At 74.4% G+C, this 18406-nt stretch carries 17 protein-coding genes; 12 read left to right on the plus strand and 5 right to left on the minus strand.

Features of this window, described 5'->3' with window-relative positions:
* Positions 1 to 166 precede the first annotated feature (166 nt).
* From IAG43_RS03135 to IAG43_RS03145, 3 genes are all read left to right on the plus strand, one after another.
* Positions 167 to 607 (plus strand): DUF6643 family protein, encoded by a 441-nt coding sequence (locus tag IAG43_RS03135; RefSeq protein ID WP_187739217.1) that lies wholly within the window; start codon positions 167 to 169, stop codon positions 605 to 607.
* Between the two features lie 296 nt (positions 608 to 903).
* Positions 904 to 1506, plus strand: coding sequence for an Rv1733c family protein (locus IAG43_RS03140; RefSeq protein WP_187739218.1), 603 nt, complete (start codon positions 904 to 906; stop codon positions 1504 to 1506).
* A gap of 129 nt (positions 1507 to 1635) precedes the next feature.
* Positions 1636 to 4056 carry a right-handed parallel beta-helix repeat-containing protein gene (locus IAG43_RS03145; RefSeq protein ID WP_187739219.1) on the plus strand — a complete coding sequence of 807 codons (2421 nt, stop codon included), beginning with the start codon at positions 1636 to 1638 and terminating at the stop codon, positions 4054 to 4056.
* Here IAG43_RS03145 and IAG43_RS03150 read toward each other — a convergent pair.
* Complete coding sequence (locus IAG43_RS03150; protein WP_187739220.1) at positions 4026 to 6458, minus strand: hypothetical protein; 2433 nt, start codon at positions 6456 to 6458, stop codon at positions 4026 to 4028. The genes IAG43_RS03145 and IAG43_RS03150 overlap by 31 nt on opposite strands.
* A 203-nt stretch (positions 6459 to 6661) precedes the next feature.
* On the opposite strand from IAG43_RS03150, the gene IAG43_RS03155 reads away from it, so the two are divergent.
* Both IAG43_RS03155 and IAG43_RS03160 read left to right on the plus strand, forming a co-directional pair.
* Positions 6662 to 7570 carry a DeoR/GlpR family DNA-binding transcription regulator gene (locus IAG43_RS03155; RefSeq protein ID WP_187739221.1) on the plus strand — a complete coding sequence of 303 codons (909 nt, stop codon included), beginning with the start codon at positions 6662 to 6664 and terminating at the stop codon, positions 7568 to 7570.
* A 4-nt stretch (positions 7571 to 7574) separates the two neighbouring features.
* Entirely contained in the window at positions 7575 to 8030 is a 456-nt protein-coding gene (locus tag IAG43_RS03160) for an SRPBCC family protein (RefSeq protein WP_187739222.1), read from the plus strand.
* 42 nt (positions 8031 to 8072) lie between these two features.
* Here IAG43_RS03160 and IAG43_RS03165 read toward each other — a convergent pair whose 3' ends face one another.
* Complete coding sequence (locus IAG43_RS03165; protein WP_246574052.1) at positions 8073 to 9257, minus strand: PLP-dependent cysteine synthase family protein; 1185 nt, start codon at positions 9255 to 9257, stop codon at positions 8073 to 8075.
* A 196-nt stretch (positions 9258 to 9453) separates the two neighbouring features.
* Between IAG43_RS03165 and IAG43_RS03170 the strand changes: the two genes are divergently transcribed.
* The 4 genes from IAG43_RS03170 to IAG43_RS03185 all read left to right on the plus strand — a co-directional run bounded on the left by IAG43_RS03170 (position 9454) and on the right by IAG43_RS03185 (position 11779).
* Positions 9454 to 9777: a hypothetical protein gene (locus IAG43_RS03170; RefSeq protein WP_187739223.1), complete on the plus strand. Its 324-nt coding sequence runs from the start codon at positions 9454 to 9456 to the stop codon at positions 9775 to 9777.
* 181 nt (positions 9778 to 9958) lie between these two features.
* The gene (locus IAG43_RS03175) at positions 9959 to 10477 is read left to right on the plus strand and encodes an ATP-binding protein (protein WP_187739224.1); all 519 of its coding nucleotides are present in this window, start codon (positions 9959 to 9961) and stop codon (positions 10475 to 10477) included.
* A 136-nt stretch (positions 10478 to 10613) separates the two neighbouring features.
* Positions 10614 to 11192 carry a TetR/AcrR family transcriptional regulator gene (locus tag IAG43_RS03180; RefSeq protein ID WP_246574053.1) on the plus strand — a complete coding sequence of 193 codons (579 nt, stop codon included), beginning with the start codon at positions 10614 to 10616 and terminating at the stop codon, positions 11190 to 11192.
* Between the two features lie 5 nt (positions 11193 to 11197).
* The gene (locus tag IAG43_RS03185) at positions 11198 to 11779 is read left to right on the plus strand and encodes a DUF4865 family protein (RefSeq protein ID WP_187739226.1); all 582 of its coding nucleotides are present in this window, start codon (positions 11198 to 11200) and stop codon (positions 11777 to 11779) included.
* A gap of 22 nt (positions 11780 to 11801) precedes the next feature.
* Here IAG43_RS03185 and IAG43_RS03190 read toward each other — a convergent pair whose 3' ends face one another.
* Positions 11802 to 12650 carry a YhjD/YihY/BrkB family envelope integrity protein gene (locus IAG43_RS03190; protein ID WP_187739227.1) on the minus strand — a complete coding sequence of 283 codons (849 nt, stop codon included), beginning with the start codon at positions 12648 to 12650 and terminating at the stop codon, positions 11802 to 11804.
* Positions 12651 to 12742: 92 nt separating this feature from the next.
* Complete coding sequence (locus tag IAG43_RS03195) at positions 12743 to 13957, minus strand: ROK family protein (RefSeq protein ID WP_187739228.1); 1215 nt, start codon at positions 13955 to 13957, stop codon at positions 12743 to 12745.
* Positions 13958 to 14034: 77 nt separating this feature from the next.
* Here IAG43_RS03195 and IAG43_RS03200 point away from each other — a divergent pair, with 77 nt between their 5' ends.
* The 3 genes from IAG43_RS03200 (at position 14035) to IAG43_RS03210 (ending at position 17053) form a co-directional block, all read left to right on the plus strand.
* Positions 14035 to 15333 (plus strand): MFS transporter, encoded by a 1299-nt coding sequence (locus tag IAG43_RS03200; protein ID WP_187739229.1) that lies wholly within the window; start codon positions 14035 to 14037, stop codon positions 15331 to 15333.
* Positions 15334 to 15406: 73 nt separating this feature from the next.
* The gene (locus IAG43_RS03205) at positions 15407 to 15793 is read left to right on the plus strand and encodes an SCO4225 family membrane protein (protein ID WP_246574054.1); all 387 of its coding nucleotides are present in this window, start codon (positions 15407 to 15409) and stop codon (positions 15791 to 15793) included.
* A 379-nt stretch (positions 15794 to 16172) separates the two neighbouring features.
* Positions 16173 to 17053, plus strand: a protein-coding gene (locus tag IAG43_RS03210; RefSeq protein ID WP_187739230.1) for an IS5 family transposase whose coding sequence is annotated in 2 segments (ribosomal slippage) — positions 16173 to 16533 and positions 16533 to 17053 — 882 coding nt in all. Because the reading frame shifts where the segments join, the coding sequence is not laid out codon by codon here.
* 15 nt (positions 17054 to 17068) lie between these two features.
* On the opposite strand, the gene IAG43_RS03215 is transcribed toward IAG43_RS03210, so the two are convergent.
* Positions 17069 to 18334, minus strand: a complete 1266-nt coding sequence (locus IAG43_RS03215) for a geranylgeranyl reductase family protein (RefSeq protein ID WP_187739231.1) — start codon at positions 18332 to 18334, stop codon at positions 17069 to 17071.
* Between the last annotated feature and the right edge of the window lie 72 nt (positions 18335 to 18406).

Genomic DNA, 18406 nt, shown 5'->3' on the forward strand with positions numbered 1-18406 from the left:
CATCGGTAACCGTCTCTCAGCTCGCCCTTTACACGATCATGAGACGCGATGGCGACCGTTTTTCCCTGATTCGCTCGAAATGGGGATCCACGGTCACTCAGAGCTGCTGAAACAACCCTCTTATCGGGCTCCCCAACCAGCACATCGTGGGCTTAACTTATGTGCCATGACCTCCCCCCGCGCCACCTATGGCGGCGGTTACTACTCCGCGCCGTCGTTCCCCGACACCCCGATCTACGACTCCCTGGTCGCGGAGCGGGGCACGCCTCAGATCGCCCCGATCCGAGTGCCCTCCGCGTACGACACCGGCAACAGCTACCTGCCGGCGCTGCCCGCGGCCCTGCCCGCCCTCCCGGCGGCACCCTCCCCTTCGACGCCCGCGTACGGCTACCCGCAGCCGATGCAGCAGCCCGTGCCGCTGCAGCAGGCCCCGGCGCCGTACATCCCGCAGCAGGCCGCGCCCCGCGGCTACCCGGGCACCCCGTACCAGGGGCACCAGCAGCCCCGTCCCGCCGGCGGGTACGAGGCCATGCGCCCCGCGGCCCGGCCGGCTCCGGCACCGTACGAGGACCCCTACAACCGGCCCTACCAGGGGCGGGGTTACTGACGACGCCGTCCGCACGGCCCGCCACCGCCTCTCCCTGACGGGCCGTCACGGACTTCCCACGGCGCGGCACGACGGCGCGGCCCGGCGCGCGACGGCGCTCCGGGCCCGGGACTCGCCCCGGCGCGCACCGTCACTCCCGGTGACGAACTCGGCACGCATCCCGGCGCGGGGGTGCGTGCGCTCGCGTCGCCGGGGGTCCGCTCGCGGGGCGCCGTCCCGTGCGGCCCGCCGCGGTCGCCGACGGGAACCGCCGGCCGGTGCCCGTACGTCGGAGTTCCCGGAGGGGGTGACGTGTCATGCGGGATGCCGTCGTGATCTGGCGCCGGCGCCGCAGTCCGCTGTGCCGTCCCACGGATCTGGCGGAGGCATGGGTCGCCCTCGTCGCCGCCCTCCTCCTCGTCACCGCCGCCCCCGCCGTCGGCTGGCTCACCGGCTCGCTGACGGAGGATGCGCTCCGGCAGTCCCTCCGGGCCCAGCGGCACCAGCGCCATCCGGTCACGGCCGAGGTCACCGGGCCGGGCGGCGCGGCCGCGGCGGCGTTCCGCGACGACCCCGCGGCCGCCGACGGCCGGCACCGGGTCCGCGCCTCGTGGACCGCCCCCGACGGCCGGGTGCGCAGCGGCACGGTGGCGACCGCGCTGCGGGCACCGCGCGCCGGCGACAGGTTCACCGTGTGGACGGACGCGTCGGGCCGTCCGGTGCCGCGCCCCATGGACGAGGAGGCCGCACGGGTGCACGCCGCGCTGGCGGGAGTCGGCGCCTGGGCGGTGTCCGCACTGCTCGTGGAGTCCGCCAGACGGCTGGTGCTCTGGCGGCTCGTCCGGCGCAGGTTCGCCCGCCTGGACCGGGCCTGGGCCGCCGCCGGACCGGACTGGGGCAGAACCGGCGCCGGGAGCTGAGCTGCCGGATGCCGTCAACTCCCGCCCGCCGCGCGCGCTACGGTGGGGCGACCCCCTTCGGGGGCGAGGAGGGCGTCCTCGCGCGGGCGCCGCGGTGCACGGACCACGAGGTGGGGGCAGAGCAGCACGATGGCACAGGGCACGGTCCAGGTGACGCACACCGGCACATCGCGGTGGCGGCGCCGCACAGGTGAGTACGCCTCCCTCGCCGCCGCCCTGGAGGCCGCCGGCGACGGCGACGTCCTCACCGTCGCCCCGGGGACGTACCGCGAGAACCTGGTACTCAGCCGGGCGGTCACGCTGCGCGGCCCCGAGGGGTCGGCCGCCGGTTCCGTGCGGATCGCGCCCGCCGACGGCGTCCCGCTGACCGTGCGGGCCTCGGCGACGGTACTGGACCTGCACATCGAGGGGCAGGACTCGGCCGCCCCGGCGCTGCTGGTCGAGGACGGCACGGCGGAGCTGGCCGACCTGAGGATCGTCACCCGCTCCGCGGCCGGCATCGAGGTGCGCGGCGCCTCCCGGCCCACCGTGCGGCGGTGCACCGTCGACAATCCGGCGGGTGTCGGCATCGCCGTACTGGACGGCGCGGGCGGGGTGTTCGAGGAGTGCGAGGTCGTCTCGGCCGGCCAGTCCGGTGTCTCGGTGCGCGGCGGCGCGCACCCGCGTCTGGAGCGCTGCCGGGTGCACCACGCCTCGGGCGCCGGGCTGTCGGTGACCGGTGAGGGCAGCGGCCTGGAGGCGCTCGGCTGCGAGATCTACGAGGTCAAGGGCACCGGGGTGCAGGTCACTTCGCGCGCCGCGGCCCACCTGACGGACTCGACGGTGCACCGCACCTCGTCCGACGGCGTCACCCTGGACACGGACGCCGTACTGACGCTCTCCGACTGCGACATCCACGACATCCCGGAGAACGCGGTCGACCTGCGCTCCCGCTCGGTGCTCACCCTGACCCGCTCCACCGTGCGCCGCTTCGGCCGCAACGGCCTGTCGGTCTGGGACCCGGGCACCCGGGTGGACGCCAACCAGTGCGAGATCCACGACAGCACCGGCGACTACCCGGCCGTCTGGGTGAGCGACGGCGCCACGGCCGTGCTGGACGCCTGCAGGATCCACGACGTGCCCGACGCGCTGTTCGTCCTCGACCGCGGTTCCCGCGCCGACGTCGTCGACAGCGACCTCTCCCAGGTCCGCAACACCGCGGTCTCGGTGAGCGACGGCGCCACCGCCCAGCTGGACGACTGCCGCATCCGGGAGGTGTCCACCGGAGCCTGGTTCCGCGACCACGGCAGCGGCGGCACCCTGGCCAACTGCACCGTCGACGGCGCCCAGACCGGGGTGATCGTCACCAAGGGGGCCGACCCCCTGATCGAGCGCTGCACCGTCAGCGGCCCGGCCGAGGCAGGCTTCTACGTGTCGGCCGAGGGCCGGGGCACGTTCCGGGGCTGCCGGGTCACCGGCAGCGGCGGATACGGCTTCCACGTGATGGACGGCTGCCGCACCACACTGAGCCGCTGCCGCACCGAGCGGTGCGCGCGCGGCGGCTACGAGTTCGGCGAGGACGACGGACCGCTGGTCGAGGAGTGCACGAGCGACGAGAGCGGCACGCTGCGCCCCGGCCCCGAGCGGGTGCCCGCCGTGCAGACCGCGCCCGTCTCCCCCGGCCTGCTCACCGCCGTCCCCGTGCAGAGCCCGGCCGCTCCGGCGCCCGCCGCGGCACCCGCACCGGCCGGGGAGCCGGCCCGCAGCCCGGACGCCGTGCTCGGTGAACTGGACGCGCTGGTCGGCCTGGACAGCGTGAAGCGCGAGGTCCGCACGCTGACGAACATGATCGAGGTGGGCCGGCGCCGGCAGGAGGCCGGACTGAAGGCGGCGTCGGTGCGGCGCCATCTCGTCTTCACCGGCTCCCCCGGCACCGGCAAGACCACGGTGGCCCGGCTGTACGGCGAGATCCTCGCCTCGCTCGGGGTGCTGGAGCGGGGCCACCTCGTGGAGGTGTCCCGGGTGGACCTGGTGGGCGAGCACATCGGCTCCACGGCCATCCGCACCCAGGAGGCGTTCGAACGCGCCCGCGGCGGGGTGCTGTTCATCGACGAGGCGTACGCCCTGTCCCCCGAGGACTCCGGCCGGGACTTCGGCAAGGAGGCGATCGACACCCTGGTGAAGCTGATGGAGGACCACCGGGACGCGGTCGTGGTCATCGTCGCCGGCTACACCGCCGAGATGGACCGCTTCCTGACCGTCAACCCCGGTGTGGCGTCGCGCTTCTCACGGACCATCACCTTCCGGGACTACGAGGCCGAGGAACTGCTGCGGATCGTCGGACAGCAGGCCGAGGAGCACGAGTACCGGCTGTCCGAGGGCACGGCGGAAGCGCTGCTGAAGTACTTCGCGGCGCTGCCCAAGGGTCCCGCGTTCGGCAACGGCCGCACCGCGCGCCAGACGTTCGAGTCGATGGTGGAGCGGCACGCGGTACGGGTCTCGGCACTGCCCGAGACCAGCACCGACGACCTCACCCTTCTCTACGCGGAGGACCTGCCCGAACTGTCCTGAGCCTCGGGCCGCACCTGCCGGGGCACCGCCCGGGCGAGCCGGGCCAGCAGCTGGGCGCGCTCCTCTGCGAACGCCGGGTCGGCCTGGTAGCCGGAGTGGCCGAGTATCGGCTCGGGGAGCGGATGGCTCGCCGAACGGCCGTAGACCACCGGGTCCTTGAGCGCGGCGCGGTCCACGTCGGGGTGGCGGCCCTCGGCCGGGATCATCAGCGGCCCGCCGATCGGGTCGGTCTGCCGCCACAGGTTGCGCCAGCAGTCGATGTCGCGGCGCAGGTCCCGCAGCGCGGCCGCCCCGAAGTACGCCGGGAACCAGCGTCCGTAGAGCCGCTCCAGCGGCGAGCCGTACGTCAGCAGCGCCACCCGGCGGCGGGTGGCGGCCGGCAGCTGCCACACGGCCGACGCCGCCAGCACGCTGCCCTGCGAGTGGCCGGAGATGACGAGCCGTCCGCCGGTGCGGGCCGTCCATGTGCAGATGCGCCAGGTGAGGTCGGGGACGGCCCGCTCGGCGTAGCAGGGCGGGGCGAACGGATGGGCGGCGCGCGGCCAGTACGTGCCGACGTCCCACAGGATGCCGATGGTGCGCCGGGCCGAGGCGTCCCGGTAGGCGCGCCGCCCCAGCGTGACGAAGAGTATGAAGCCGAACCCGACGAGCCAGGACCCGAGCGCCTGCGCGGTGTCCGCGACGGACTCCACGAAGGGGCCGGCCCCGGCGAACGCCCGCCCCGGCACCTCCCCGCTGATCCAGGCCCCGGCGACGGCGCCCGCGCCGAGCAGCAGGGTGGCGCCCGCGAGGACGCCTACGAGGACGGGGGCGTCGTCCGTGAGCCGGGCGCGCGCACGGGTGCCGGCGATGCGCCGGGTGCGCACCTCGTCCGGCCGGTCCTCGCCGTACTCGCTCTCCACGACGGGGGCGAGACGGCGCGCGGCACGCCAGGTCCGCGCCGTCAGGAAGAGCGCGGGCAGCAGCAGGAGGACCAGCAGCACGGGGATGACGGAGGCCTGCCAGCTGAGCAGTACGGGCGGGCCGGTGATGGTGGCGTGCGGGCCCATGCCGGGGGTGCCGGGGCCGTCGAGCCAGTCTCCGACCCGCTGGGCCACCCCGCCGGTCATCACCCCGCCGAGGGCGCAGGCGAGCATCGCGACGGCCGGCCCGCCGAGTCCCCGCAGGGCGGCGCGCGGATGGCGGGCCCTGCGGTGCAGCACCGCGGCGGCCACGGCGAGCGCGACGACCAGGCCGCCCTGTACGAGGGTGATCGCGCGGAAGGCCGCGGCCTCGCCGGGGAGGCCGCCCGAGGACGCCCAGGCGTCCCGCGACCAGGAGGCGTACACCGCGCCCAGCAGGAGCAGGCCCACCGCGGCGCCGGGGAGCACGCGCACGGCGACGCGGTCGGCGCGGGCGTCGGCGCGCCGCTCGCTGCGGCCCCTGCGCAGCACCACCCACACCACGGCCGAGGCGGCGAGGACCAGGGCCGCCGCCAGCAGCGCGCCGAGGACCGCGGGCAGCGTGTCCGGGGACTCCTGGTCGTGGCGGACCGCGGGGACGGTCACCGCGGCGGCCACGGTCAGGAATCCCGCCGCGGTGTGCGCGGCGCGGAGCCGGGCCACGAGCCGTCGCCCGTACCAGAACCCGGGACGGCCGAGCGCCGGCCGCACGACCTGCGGGCGCTCCGGTTCCGCCGCACCGCCGGGCGGCACGGCGTCCGGGGTGGGGGCGCACGCCTCCTCGTCGAGGTCGTCGTCGTCCGCGTCGTCGGGCGGGAAGCCCTCCTCGCCGGTCGGCGGACGCTGCGACTCGTACGCGCTCCAGGTGCGGTTGGAGAGGTACCAGAGCAGGGTGACCAGCGCGGCGGGCACCACCGCCGCCAGCGCGAGACGGCGTCCGGGCTGCGACCACCAGCCGCCCCGGTCGGCCGAGAGGAAGCCCAGCCAGGCCCGGTCCCCCGCGCATCCGGCGGAGCCCGCGCACTGCCAGGCGACCAGGTCGAGGGCGACCGCGCAGGCCGCGGCCGTGAGCAGCACGGTGAGGCTGAGCGCGATCAGCCGCACCAGCACGCCGTAGAGGCGGGTGGTGCGCCGGCTGCCGCGGGCCCGCGGGCGCATCCAGTGCGCCAGGTTGGCGACCATGAACGGCAGGAGCAGCAGCCACAGGGCCCGGGCGCCGTTGCCCGAGGTGAGGTTGGACCAGCAGTACGCCTCCGGCACGGGCCGGTCCGTGTACCGCTCGGGGTGGCGTTCGGCCTCGGCGTCGTCGGTGCGGCGGTGCACGGCCGCCTTGGTGTCGCCGGTGATCCGCACCGTGCGCGGGTCGCCGAGCATCTCCTCGGGGGTGGCTCCGCCGACGCCGTGCACGAGCAGTTCGAGGGCGGGTCCCTCGCCGTACGGTGCCTGGTGGGCAGGGTTCACGGGCGCGGCTCGCTTTCCGTTCGGCGGCGGGGAGTGGGTGCGGCGTCGTCCGTCCAGAATCCCGGACCGGGGGCCCGCGCCGCACGGCTCTCACCGAATCTCCCCGCCTCGGTGCGGCCGAAGGTTCGTGCGAGGATGGGGCACTTGTCAGCGGACGCGGTGCGTGAGGCCACGGTGTCGACACGGAAGGAGCCGGCCCGACGGTGACGGACAACCAGAATCTCCTCGCGGAGCAGCGGCGCTCCCTGATCCTCGACGAGGTCCGCAGGCGTGGCGGGGTACGGGTCAACGAGCTCACCCGGCGGCTCGGCGTGTCCGACATGACGGTGCGGCGCGATCTGGACGCGCTGGCCCGCCTCGGCATGGTGGAGAAGGTCCACGGCGGGGCCGTTCCGGTCGTCGAGGCGAGCACCCACGAGCCGGGGTTCGAGGCGAAGTCGTCGCTGGAGCCGACGGCGAAGGAGGACATCGCGCGGGCGGCGGCACGCTTCGCGGTGCCGGGCAGTGCCATCGCCCTGTCGGGCGGCACCACGACGTACGCCCTGGCGCACCGCCTGCTGGACGTGCCCGATCTGACGGTGGTGACCAACTCCCTGCGGGTGGCCGACGTGTTCCACGCGGCGCAGCGCCCGGGGGCGGCGGGCCCGCGCCCGGGGGCCGCGACCGTGGTGCTGACGGGCGGGGTGCGCACCCCGTCGGACGCGCTGGTCGGCCCGGTCGCCGACCAGGCGATCCGTGCCCTCCACTTCGACGTGCTCTTCATCGGAGTGCACGGGATCTCGGTCGAGGCGGGCCTGTCGACGCCCAACCTGGCGGAGGCCGAGACCAACCGGCGTCTGGTGGGAGCCGCCCGGCGGGTCGTGGTGGTGGCCGATCACACCAAGTGGGGCACGGTGGGGCTGAGTTCGTTCGCCGGGCTGGCCGACGTGGACACGCTGGTGACGGACACGGGGCTGTCGGCGGCGGCTCGCGCCGAGGCCGCCGAGCACCTTCCGGCGCTCGTCGTGGCCGGGGAGCCGGCCGAGGACTCCCCCGGCGCGGACGGCGGGCCGCCGGGACGGGCCGGGAGCGGGGACGGCGGGGCCGGCGGGGAAGCGGACGGGGAGGGCTGAGCCGGTGGCCGTCTTCCGGATCGGGCGTACGACGGAGCTGACCGCGGCCGAGTGCTGGCGGCGTGTGACGGACTGGCCGGCCCACGCCGCCGGGGTGCCGCTGACCTCGGTCTCGGTGACGACGCCCGGACCCGCGGGCGTGGGGACGGTGTTCGTGGCCCGTACCGGTGCGGGCGGGCTGGGGTTCGACGACCCGATGGAGGTCGTCCGCTGGGAGCCGCCCGCCGCCGGCCGCCCCGGGGTGTGCCGGCTGGAGAAGCGCGGCCGGGTGGTGACGGGGTGGGCGGAGATCGAGGTCCGTCCGTCGGCCGCCGGCTCGGTGGTGCTGTGGGTGGAGGACCTGCGGGTGCGGGGGCTGCCGCGCGCCGCGGACCCCCTGCTGGCGAGCGTCGGCCGGGTGGTCTTCGGCGCGGCCCTCGACGGGCTGCTGTCGGGCCGCTCCGGGAGCCGGGGCCGCTGACCCGGGCCGGGGCCGTCGGACGCCCCGGGGTGCGGGGCGGTCTCAGCAGGGCCACTCGCCCGTGTCGAGGAAGGCCTCGATCGCGGTCGTGTAGGGACGGATGTCCAGCCCCTGGTCGGCGAGCCAGGTGTCCGAGTAGTACTTGTCGAGGTAGCGGTCGCCCGGATCGCAGATCAGGGTGACGACGCTGCCCCGCTCCCCCTTGCCGAGCATCTCGGCGACGATCTTCAGGGCGCTCCACAGTCCGGTGCCGGTCGAGCCGCCCGCGCGGCGCCCGATGGCCTTCTCCAGGGTCCGCACCGCCGCGATGCTGGCCGCGTCGGGGACCTTCATCATCCGGTCGATGGCGCCGGGCACGAAGCTCGGCTCCATACGGGGCCGTCCGATGCCCTCGATGCGGGAGCCGCAGTCGCTGCGGGCGTCCGGGTCGTGGCGCGTCCAGCCGTCGAAGAAACAGGAGTTCTCCGGGTCGGGGACGCAGATCCGGGTGTCGAACTGCATGTAGTGCACGTAGCGCGCGATGGTGGCCGACGTGCCGCCGGTGCCGGCGGTCGCCACGATCCACGCGGGCTCGGGGTACCGCTCCAGACGCAGCTGCTGGTACACGGACTCGGCGATGTTGTTGTTGCCGCGCCAGTCGGTGGCGCGTTCCGCGTAGGTGAACTGGTCCATGTAGTGGCCGCCGGTGCGTTCGGCCAGGAGCGCGGACTCCTCGTACATGCCGCGCGGGTCGTCGACGAAGTGGCACTGCCCGCCGTGGAATTCGATGAGCCGGATCTTCTCGGGGCTCGTGGTGCGCGGCATGACGGCGACGAAGGGGACGCCGATGAGCTTGGCGAAGTACGCCTCCGAGACGGCGGTGGAGCCGCTGGACGCCTCGATGACCGGCTTGCCCGGCCGGATCCATCCGTTGCACAGGCCGTACAGGAACAGGGAGCGGGCGAGGCGGTGCTTGAGGCTGCCCGTGGGGTGGGTGGACTCGTCCTTGAGGTAGAGGTCGATGCCCCAGTCGTCGGGGAGCGGGAAGCGCAGCAGGTGGGTGTCGGCGGACCGGTTGGCGTCCGCCTGGACCTTGCGGACGGCTTCTTTCAGCCAGCTGCGGTAGCGGGCGTCGCTGCGGTCGACGTCCACGGTGGCGACCGGACGCCCGCCGTCCGCCCCGCCGGCGCGCCCGGCGGACGCGTGGTGCGGTCCGGGTGCCGTCACCGGATTCTCACTCGTGCTCATCTGTGCCGTTCCTTGCCTGGGCCACCAGAGGTCCCGTACGGCCCCCTGAGCCAACAGTAAGCCCCTCACCTGGGCAAACGTTCACTTTGGGCATCCATAGGCGGGACTTGTGGCCGATGTGCGCCAGGCGTACTGGCGCTCGGGGGTCCGCATGTGCAGACTTCCTGTTGGAAACGCTGCAAGGGGGGCGGACATCATGTCGACCGCGGAGTCTGACTTCAGTGCCACGGGCGTGCGCATCGAGCGCTGGCCCCGTTCGCTGACCCGGGCCGGACAGGTGCGGATCAAGGACGGCCGGCTGGCTCTGCTGACCAGTTACGGCCGCATCATCGACAGCGCGCCGGTGCGCGCGGTCACGGCCGGCAGGCCGTGGTTCGCCGGGGACGACAGCACCGTGGCGACGGTGAACGGCCGCCGCTACCGCCTCACGATGGGCCAGCGCGGCCGCAGGCCGGACGCGAAGCTGCTCGCCGGGCGCTTCCTCGACGCGGTGCGCGGGGCGGGCGGCGGCAAGGCCTGACGGGCGCGCGCCGGAAGGCCGCGGTTGCGGGCCCGACGGCCGTGGTCCACGCTGGTTCCACATCACTCAGGGTTCACCGGCGGTCACGCTGCGATCCAGCCCCGCCGGCCTGTTCAGCAGGCGGCCGACTGCTGGATCTCTTGTCTCGTCTTCTTCCGGACTATTTCGGGGAGTCGCAGCCGTGATCAGCCAGCCCAGCAGGCACTGCACGGTGGAGCTCCAGGCCCTGCCGTCGCGGATCGGTCAGGTCCGCAGAATCATCTCTGCGCAACTGCGCTACTGGCATCTCGATCCTCTGATCGACCATGCCGCGCTCGGTGTCACCGAGCTGCTGACCAATGTCCACCGGCACGCGTCGCCGGACAAGAGGTGCACCGTGGACGTCGAGCTGCTGCTCGACCGGCTCACGGTCTCCGTCCAGGACCACGACCCGCGCCTTCCGACCGTCTTCGACGCGGACTCGTCCTCCACCCACGGGCGCGGTCTCGCCCTGATCGCCGCCGTCAGCGAGAGCTGGGGCGTGCGGCCGCGGGGCGGGGCGGGGAAGGTCGTCTGGTTCACCCTTCCGGCGGATCCGCCGGTGGTGTCCCTGTCCGCCTACCCCGCCGTGTACGGGGCGACCACGACCGGCCCGCTGCCGAAGCTGCCCGAGGTGGTCATCGAGCGGGCGGCGACCGCCAGGTCGGCCGTCGCCGGCTGACCCGTCGCCGGCCGACCCGGCAACGGGAGACGGGAGCGGCGGGCCGGACACGTTCCGGCCCGCCGCCCCACGTCCGGGCCTGTGCGCCGTCCGGAAACCGCCCCCCTCTGTACCTACTGGTATGTACAGTGCCGCCATGAGCACTCCGGAACGGCTGATCTCCGCCACCCGTGAACTGCTGTGGGAGCGGGGCTACGTGGGCACCAGCCCCAGGGCCATCCAGCGGCTGGCCGGCGCGGGCCAGGGCAGCATGTACCACCACTTCAGCGGCAAGCCCGAGCTCGCCCTCGCCGCGATCCGCAGCACCGCGGACGAGCTGCGGTCATCGGCGGCGGGCGTGCTCGACGGGCCGGGGACGGCGTACGAGCGCATCGCGGCGTATCTGCTGCGCGAGCGGGACGTGCTGCGCGGCTGTCCCGTCGGGCGGCTCACGATGGATCCCGACGTGACGGCCGACAGGGCGCTGCGCGCGCCGGTGGACGAGACCCTGGACTGGCTGCGCGGCAGGCTCGCCGAGATCGTCGCCGAGGGCACGGCCGGGGGCGGGCTGCGGCCGGGGCTCGATCCGCAGGCCACCGCCGCGGCCGTGGCGGCGACCGTCCAGGGCGGTTACGTGCTGGCCCGCGCGAGCGGATCGCCGGAGGCCTTCGACACCGCCGTGCGGGGACTGCTCGCGCTGCTCGCACCCGACGACGAACCCGCCCCGGAGGCCTGACGGACATGCACGCCATGCAGTACGAGATCACCCTCCCCGCCGACTACGACATGGGGATCGTCCGGCGGCGGGTGGCCGCCCGCGGGCATCTCCTCGACGACTTCCCCGGCCTCGGCCTCAAGGCCTACCTGACCCGTGAACGCAGCGATGGCTCCCCGGTGAACCAGTACGCGCCGCTCTACCTGTGGAACGATCCCGAGGGCATGAACGCCTTCCTGTGGGGGCCCGGATTCCAGGGCATCGTGGACGACTTCGGCCGCCCCGAGGTGCGGAACTGGACAGGGCTCGCCTTCGCCGACGGACCGTCCGCGGCCGCCCCCGCACACACCGCGGTACGCCGCACCACGCGCATACCCGCCGAGGTGTCCCCGCGGGACGCCGTGGCAGGTGCGGTGGCGGAGACCGAGCGGCTCGCGGGGCTCGACGGCGTTCTCTGCGCCGCCCTCGCCGTCGATCCGTGCCGCTGGGAGCTGATGGAGCTGACCCTCTGGGAGCACGGCGCGCCCCGGGCCGCGGGCGAGCGCTACCGGGTGCTCCACGTCTCGGCGCCCGGACGGACGGCCCTGCGGCGCGGACGGCACTGGTGAGAGTGCCCGTCCGGCGGGCGGGTCACAGGGTGTGCTCGGAGAGAGCGCGTTCCAGGCGGCGGCGGGTCCGCGTCTCGTGGACGATCCGGCCGGCGATCGCCCCGCCGTAGACCACGACACCGACGCCGACGAGCCACGACTGGACGACGAGCACCGTGCCGAACGGGCCGTAGGTCACCGCGTTCGAGGCGATCAGCGGCGAGAAGACGAGCTGCGAGAAGACCCGCAGGCCCAGCATGGCGAGCGCGGTCAGCACCGCGCCGGGCAGCAGGGCCCGCCAGCGCACCCGGCCGCCCAGCAGCAGCCGTTGCGAGGCCCAGAAGAACAGGAAGGTGCCGATCAGGTCGGCGGCCGCGGTCACCGCCGACACCAGGGCCGAGCCCGGCTCCGGGGTGTTGACGAACGTCATGAGGAAGAGGATCAGCAGCGCCAGCCACACCACATGGCGCCACATGGTGTGCCAGCGTGCGGTGGGCAGGTCCCACACCTTCTCGTAGCCGGTCTGGACCGCGGACCCGAAGGTCAGCCCGAAGACGGCCAGGGCGGCCAGACCGAAGGCGGTGGTGCGCTGGAGCGCCTGTCCGGGCATGCCGAACAGTTCCTCGACCTCCTGCTGGGACTCCTTCGAGACGCCGAGGGCCTGGACGAGCCAGCGCGCGAAGCCCTGGGCGCTGACCGGGTCGGCGGCCGCGACGACGACGAGCAGCGGGACGAGGGTGAGGAAGCCGAGCGCGGCGAATCCCATCGCCCGGTGCATCAGCTCCATCTCCCGGCCCCGGTTCCACGCGAGTCCGGCCGGTGACTCGGCCATCCTGCGGTGCAGCTCGTCGAACCGCTGCCTGCGCCGCGGGCCGGACGGTGTCTCGCTCATACGGCCTCGACTACCCGGTGCGGGCCCCGCGTTCCGCCGCCGCTGCGCCGGACGGGTGGCCCGCGCCGGGGCACGGGCGGGCCGGGAGCCGGTCAGGCGAGGGCGGCCAGCGGGTCGTCGAGGACCGGCTGCCAGGCCAGCTCGGCCGCCCCGACCAGGCTGTTGTGGTCGAGGGTGCACGGCAGGATCGGCACTCCCCCGCTGCGTCCCCACAGGCTGCGGTCGGCGACGACGGCCCGCAGGCGCTCCGGGTCGGCCTCCAGCAGCTCGCGGTGGAGGCCGCCCAGGATGATGCGGTCCGGGTTGAGGATGTTCACCAGGCCGGCGAGCCCGAGGCCGAGGCGGTCGATCAGCTGCTCGGCGGCGGTGCGCACGCCCGGGTCGGCGTACTCGGCGCGCAGCATGTCGCGGGCCTGCTGGAGGAGGGAGACCTCGGGGCCCGGCTCGCGCCCGGCGGCGGTGAGGAAGGCCAGCGGGTCGGCCTCGACGTCGAGGCAGCCGCGGCTGCCGCAGTGGCAGGGCCGGCCCTCGGGGCTGACCGTGAGGTGGCCGACCTCCAGCGCCAGCCCGGAACTGCCGCTGTGCAGGCGCCCGTCGAGGACGAGCGCGCCGCCGACGCCCCGGTGCCCGGTGGCGACGCACAGCAGGTCCTGGGCACCGCGTCCGGCCCCGTGGCGGTGCTCGGCCAGGGCGGCGAGATTGACGTCGTTGCCGGTGAAGGCGGGGCCGGTGATGCCGGCGGCGGCAACCTGCGCGGCGAAGATGTCGCGCACCGGGGCGCCGGCCGGCCAGGCGAGGTGCAGCGGGTTGAGGGCCGTGCCCTCCGGTTCGGCCACGGCCGACGGCACGGCGAGGCCCGCGCCGAGGCAGCGCCGGCCACTGGCGCGCAGCAGCTCGGCTCCGGCGGCGACGACCTCGCCGAGCACCTGTGCCGGGTCGGCCTGGACGGTGGTGCTGCCGGGGGCGGTGGCGACGGTCCGGCCGCCGAGGCCGACGAGCGAGGCCCGGAAGCCGTCGGGGTGGACCTGTGCGGCGAGCACGACGGGGCCGTGCTCGTCGACCGCGAGCCGATGGGAGGGGCGGCCCTGTGATCCGGCGGCGGCTCCGGGCCGCGAGTCGACGCGGATGAGTCCGAGCGCTTCGAGTTCGGCGGCGACGGCACCGGCGGTGGCGCGGGTGACGCCCAGTTCGGCCGTGAGGACCGCGCGCGTGGGTGCACGGCCGGTGTGAACCAGTTCCAGGGCGGGGCCGAGCGCGCTGCGGCCCCTCTCCAGTCTCGTCCGGGTGGTCGTCGCCTTGCCGTTCATGAGGGCGAGTCTCCCATGATCCGCCAGGCCCGTCGGCCGCCTTGTACCCGAAGGGCCTCAGGCCCTATTCTGAGTTTGTGCCGCTTCTAAACAAACTACGGACGGCCGTTCCGGGGGGTCCCGGCGGAAACACCGCCTCCTCCTCCCTGTCCCGCGTCCGCACCGCCCTCACCGTCTTCTTCGCCCTCGACGGCTTCCTCTTCGCCGGCTGGGTCGTCCGCATCCCCGCGATCAAGCAGCAGACCGGCGCCTCCGCCAGCGACCTCGGTCTCGCCCTGCTCGGCGTCTCCGCCGGCGCCGTCGTCACCATGACCCTCACCGGCCGGCTGTGCCGCCGCTACGGCAGCCCGGCCGTGACGGTGGTGAGCGCGGTCCTGCTCTCGCTGAGCATGGCGCTGCCCCCGCTGACCCACTCGGCGCTCGCCCTCGGACTGGTGCTGCTGGTCTTCGGGGCGGCCTACGGCGGCATCAACGTGGCGATGAACAGTGCGGCGGTCGACCTGGTCGCGGCGCTCCGGCGGCCCGTGATGCCCGGCTTCCACGCGGCGTTCAGCCTCGGCGGCATGCTCGGCGCCGGGCTCGGCGGCCTCGTGGCCGGCGGCCTGTCGCCCACCGTCCACCTGATGGCGCTGACCGCCGTCGGCCTCGGTGTCACCGCGCTCGCGGGCCCGGCGCTGCTGGCCCACCGGACGCGCGCCCCCGGGACGCCGTCCGGCGCCGCCCCCGCACCGGCCCGGCTCACCGGCCGCACCCGCAGGCTGGTGCTGCTCTTCGGCGTGATCGCCCTGTGCACCGCGTACGGGGAAGGGGCGATGGCCGACTGGAGCGCACTGCACCTGGAGCAGGACCTCCACGCCCACCCCGGTGTCGCCGCCGCGGGCTACTCGCTCTTCGCCCTGGCGATGACCGCCGGCCGGCTCAGCGGCACGCTGCTGCTGGAGCGGCTGGGCCAGACCCGCACCCTCGTCCTGGGCGGCGCCACCGCCGCGGCGGGCATGCTGCTGGGCGCGCTCGCTCCCACGGTGTGGGCGGCCCTCGCCGGGTTCGCCGTCGCCGGTCTCGGGCTCGCCAACATCTTCCCGGTGGCCGTCGGCAGGGCGGGCGCCCTCGCCGGACCCGCCGGTGTCGCGGCGGCGTCCACGCTCGGCTACGGCGGGATGCTGCTCGGCCCGCCCGCGATCGGCTTCCTCGCCGACTGGTTCTCCCTCCCGGCGGCCCTGACCACGGTCGCGCTGCTGTCCGGCGGGGCGGCGGTGATCGCCTACGCGGCGCGGCACGCCTCCGCCCCGGGCGCCGAGGTGACCCGCCACGAGCCGGTCCCGGAGCCGGTCGCCGGCGGCACGGAGCAGGCGCGGGCGGCCGTCGGGCAGGGCTGAGCACGGGCAGGGGCACGGGCAGGGAGGCGCCTGAGTAGCCGTACTCAGGCGCGTCCACCCGGACGGGCGCACCATGGAAGGCACCACGACCATGGGGGAGAAGGCCATGAACGCCCGACTGACCGCGCTCGCACGACTGACCTTCGGCAACCTCGCCTCCCGGATCTATCTGGGGCTGGTCGCCGCGGCGGCCGTCTTCGTCGCCGTCGACACCGCGTTCGTCCACCACGACGACGCCTCGATGGCAGGGATCTGGCTGTTCCTGCTGGCCGCGCCGTCGATCTTCGGACTGATGGCCCTGGGCACCCTCTTCGGCGAGGGCGTCGCGGAGTCCGCGGCGTTCCTCTATCCGGCGCTGGTGGCGGCGGTGCTGATCCAGGCGTGCGCGCTGGGCATGTTCGTACGGCTGCTCGGCGACACGGGCCGTCCCGCACACACCGCACGGCCGCACGGCGCCTGACGGCGCCGGGCGGGCCCGCGCCTCGGGCACGCATCAGGGGCCGGTCCCGGGCGTGATGCCCGGGACCGGCCCCTGTGCCGATGCTCCGCCGTACCGGTGCGGGTGACGTTGCCGACGCCGGCGTCGCTCCCGGCGCGGGTGCCGGCTAGGCCTTGTCTGACACATCCCGCCTGGCGCGCGACGCCCGGCACGCACCCTCGCTGCGTTGTCGGAGTCATCCGAGTACACCCAGTACGAGGATGATCCTCCGCCTTGCGATCGCACGCACCGGACGCCGCGCGCCCCGCCCTTCGGGCGGACGGCGCCATTTGTCGGACAATGCCTAGGTTCTGTCCGGCGGATCATGTGACTTTCCGACCGGTCGCTCGTTGGTTGGGGTATGGGTCGGGGGGATCTGACGAATCACGAGTGGTCGCTGCTGGAGCCGCATCTGCCTCCAAAGGGTCGCCGGGGTGGCCGGTGGAACGACCACCGCACCGTGATCAACGGGATCCTGTTCCGGGTTCGTACCGGTGTTCCGTGGCGCGATCTGCCGGAACGTTACGGGCCGTGGAAGACCGTCTATGAGCGGCATCGCCGCTGGTCGGCGGATGGCACCTGGGACCGGATCCTGCAGTCGGTCCAGGCCGACGCCGACCTCGCGGGCCGGATCGACTGGTCGATGGTCGGCGTCGACTCGACGTCCTGCCGGGCTCATCAGCACGCGGCCGGCGCCCGCAAAGCCAAGCCGCGGGTCCCGAAAAAAGGACGACGCCCCGGCACCACCGCCCCGACGAGGGACTCGGACGGTCCCGGGGCGGCCTGACTTGCAAGATCCACCTCGCGGGTGAAGGAGGCTGCCGCCCCATGGCCTTTCTGGTCACGCCTGGCCAGTGGGGCGATGCCCCCCAGATGGTTGAGGTCCTGGACCGGATCCGGGTCCCCAGACCGCTGGGTGGACGGCCCCGAACCCGGCCCGAGCACGTCAGCGGCGACAAGGCATACAGCTCCCGCCGAAACCGCCGCTACCTTCGAAGACGCCGCATCCGGCACACAATCCCGGAACCCAAGGACCAGCAGGCCAACCGTCGACGCAAAGGCAGAGAAGGCGGCAGGCCCACCGGCTTCCACCGCGACCACTACCGGCGCCGCAACGAGGTCGAGCGGACCATCAACCGGCTGAAGAACTCCCGCGCAGTCGCTACTCGTTACGACAAGCGGGCCTACGTCTTCCACGGGACCGTCACCGCCGCAGCGATCCGGCTCTGGCTTCGGCAGTGATCCGCCGGACAGAACCTAGGAGGGTGCCGCCCGCTTGTCCAGGACGTCGAGCGCCTTGCGCGCCAGCGGGTGGGTGCGCACCATCCCGGCGAGGGTCGTCGAGCCGCGGGTGATGTCCGCGAAGACGTTCCACGCGGGACGGAAACCGGTGAGCACGGCGTGCAGCAGGCCGGGGCGCCGCTCGAAGAGCGCGAGCATCCGCCGGCCGACGGCCATCTCGACGCCCAGTCCCGCCTTGATGGCGAACGCGTAGTTGAGCGCCTGCCTGCGGGCGTCCACCGCGTCGTGCGACTCCGCGACGCGTACCGCCCACTCCCCCGCGAGCCGGCCCGAGCGCAGGGCGAACGAGATGCCCTCCCTCGTCCACGGCTCCAGCAGGCCCGCCGCGTCTCCGCAGACCAGGACCCGGCCGCGGGTGAGCGGTGAGTCCTCGCTGCGGCAGCGGGTCAGATGCCCGGAGGAGACGGCCGGTTCGAAGCCGGAGAGCCCGAGGCGGGCGATGAAGTCCTCCAGGTACCGCTTGGTGGCGGCACCTTCGCCTCGCGCGGAGATGACTCCGACCGTCAGCGTGCGGCCCTTGGGGAAGACCCAGCCGTAACTGCCGGGCATCGGGCCCCAGTCGATCAGGACCCGCCCCGCCCAGTCCTCGGCGACGGTCTCCGGGACGGGGATCTCCGCTTCCAGGCCGAGGTCGACCTGGTCGAGCTTCACCCCGACGTGCGCGCCTATCCGGCTGGCGCTGCCGTCGGCTCCGACGACCGCCCGGGCGAGGACGGTCTCCTCGGCCCCCTCCCCCGACGAACCGGTGGGGGACAGCACGACGGCGACCGTCCGGCGGTCCGGGACCGCGGGCCCGTGCTGTTCGACGCGGGAGACCGTGACGCCGGTGCGCACCACCGCGCCGGCCTTCTCCGCGTGCTCGACGAGCTGCGCGTCGAACTCGGGGCGGTTGATGAGGCCGAACAGCATCCGCCGCGACCGGCGGGTGCGCGCCATCCGGCCGCCGAGCGTGAACGTCACCGCGTGGACCCGGTCCTGCAGCGGCAGGTCGAAGCCCGGCGGGAGGCTGTCGCGGGACGGGCCGATGATGCCGCCGCCGCACGTCTTGTACCGGGGCAGCCCGGACTTCTCCAGGAGCAGCACCCTGCGGCCGGTCACCGCCGCCGCGTACGCGGCCGACGCTCCCGCAGGTCCTGCACCGACCACGACGACATCCCACACCGCGTCGTCCTCAAGCTCTTCTGCCGCCTCTGCTCCGGTGGCATCGTTCTCGCTGCTCACGATGTCCTTCTGCTCCCGATCCGACCTGTGGCCCGTGCTCTGATGCGCATCCTACGGCGCGGGCCCGCTCCG

Origin of the sequence: Streptomyces genisteinicus, assembly GCF_014489615.1 — a bacterium.
GTDB lineage: Bacteria > Actinomycetota > Actinomycetes > Streptomycetales > Streptomycetaceae > Streptomyces > Streptomyces genisteinicus.

Excerpts from the sequence above, each read along its gene's own strand:
- IAG43_RS03195 (WP_187739228.1), bottom strand. The coding sequence starts at position 13,957 with ATGAACGGCAAGGCGACGACCACCCGGACGAGACTGGAGAGGGGCCGC.
- IAG43_RS03205 (WP_246574054.1), top strand. The coding sequence starts at position 15,407 with ATGGAAGGCACCACGACCATGGGGGAGAAGGCCATGAACGCCCGACTG.
- IAG43_RS03180 (WP_246574053.1), top strand. The coding sequence starts at position 10,614 with ATGAGCACTCCGGAACGGCTGATCTCCGCCACCCGTGAACTGCTGTGG.
- IAG43_RS03140 (WP_187739218.1), top strand. The coding sequence starts at position 904 with ATGCGGGATGCCGTCGTGATCTGGCGCCGGCGCCGCAGTCCGCTGTGC.
- IAG43_RS03135 (WP_187739217.1), top strand. The coding sequence starts at position 167 with ATGACCTCCCCCCGCGCCACCTATGGCGGCGGTTACTACTCCGCGCCG.
- IAG43_RS03185 (WP_187739226.1), top strand. The coding sequence starts at position 11,198 with ATGCACGCCATGCAGTACGAGATCACCCTCCCCGCCGACTACGACATG.
- IAG43_RS03170 (WP_187739223.1), top strand. The coding sequence starts at position 9,454 with ATGTCGACCGCGGAGTCTGACTTCAGTGCCACGGGCGTGCGCATCGAG.
- IAG43_RS03165 (WP_246574052.1), bottom strand. The coding sequence starts at position 9,257 with ATGAGCACGAGTGAGAATCCGGTGACGGCACCCGGACCGCACCACGCG.
- IAG43_RS03145 (WP_187739219.1), top strand. The coding sequence starts at position 1,636 with ATGGCACAGGGCACGGTCCAGGTGACGCACACCGGCACATCGCGGTGG.
- IAG43_RS03190 (WP_187739227.1), bottom strand. The coding sequence starts at position 12,650 with ATGAGCGAGACACCGTCCGGCCCGCGGCGCAGGCAGCGGTTCGACGAG.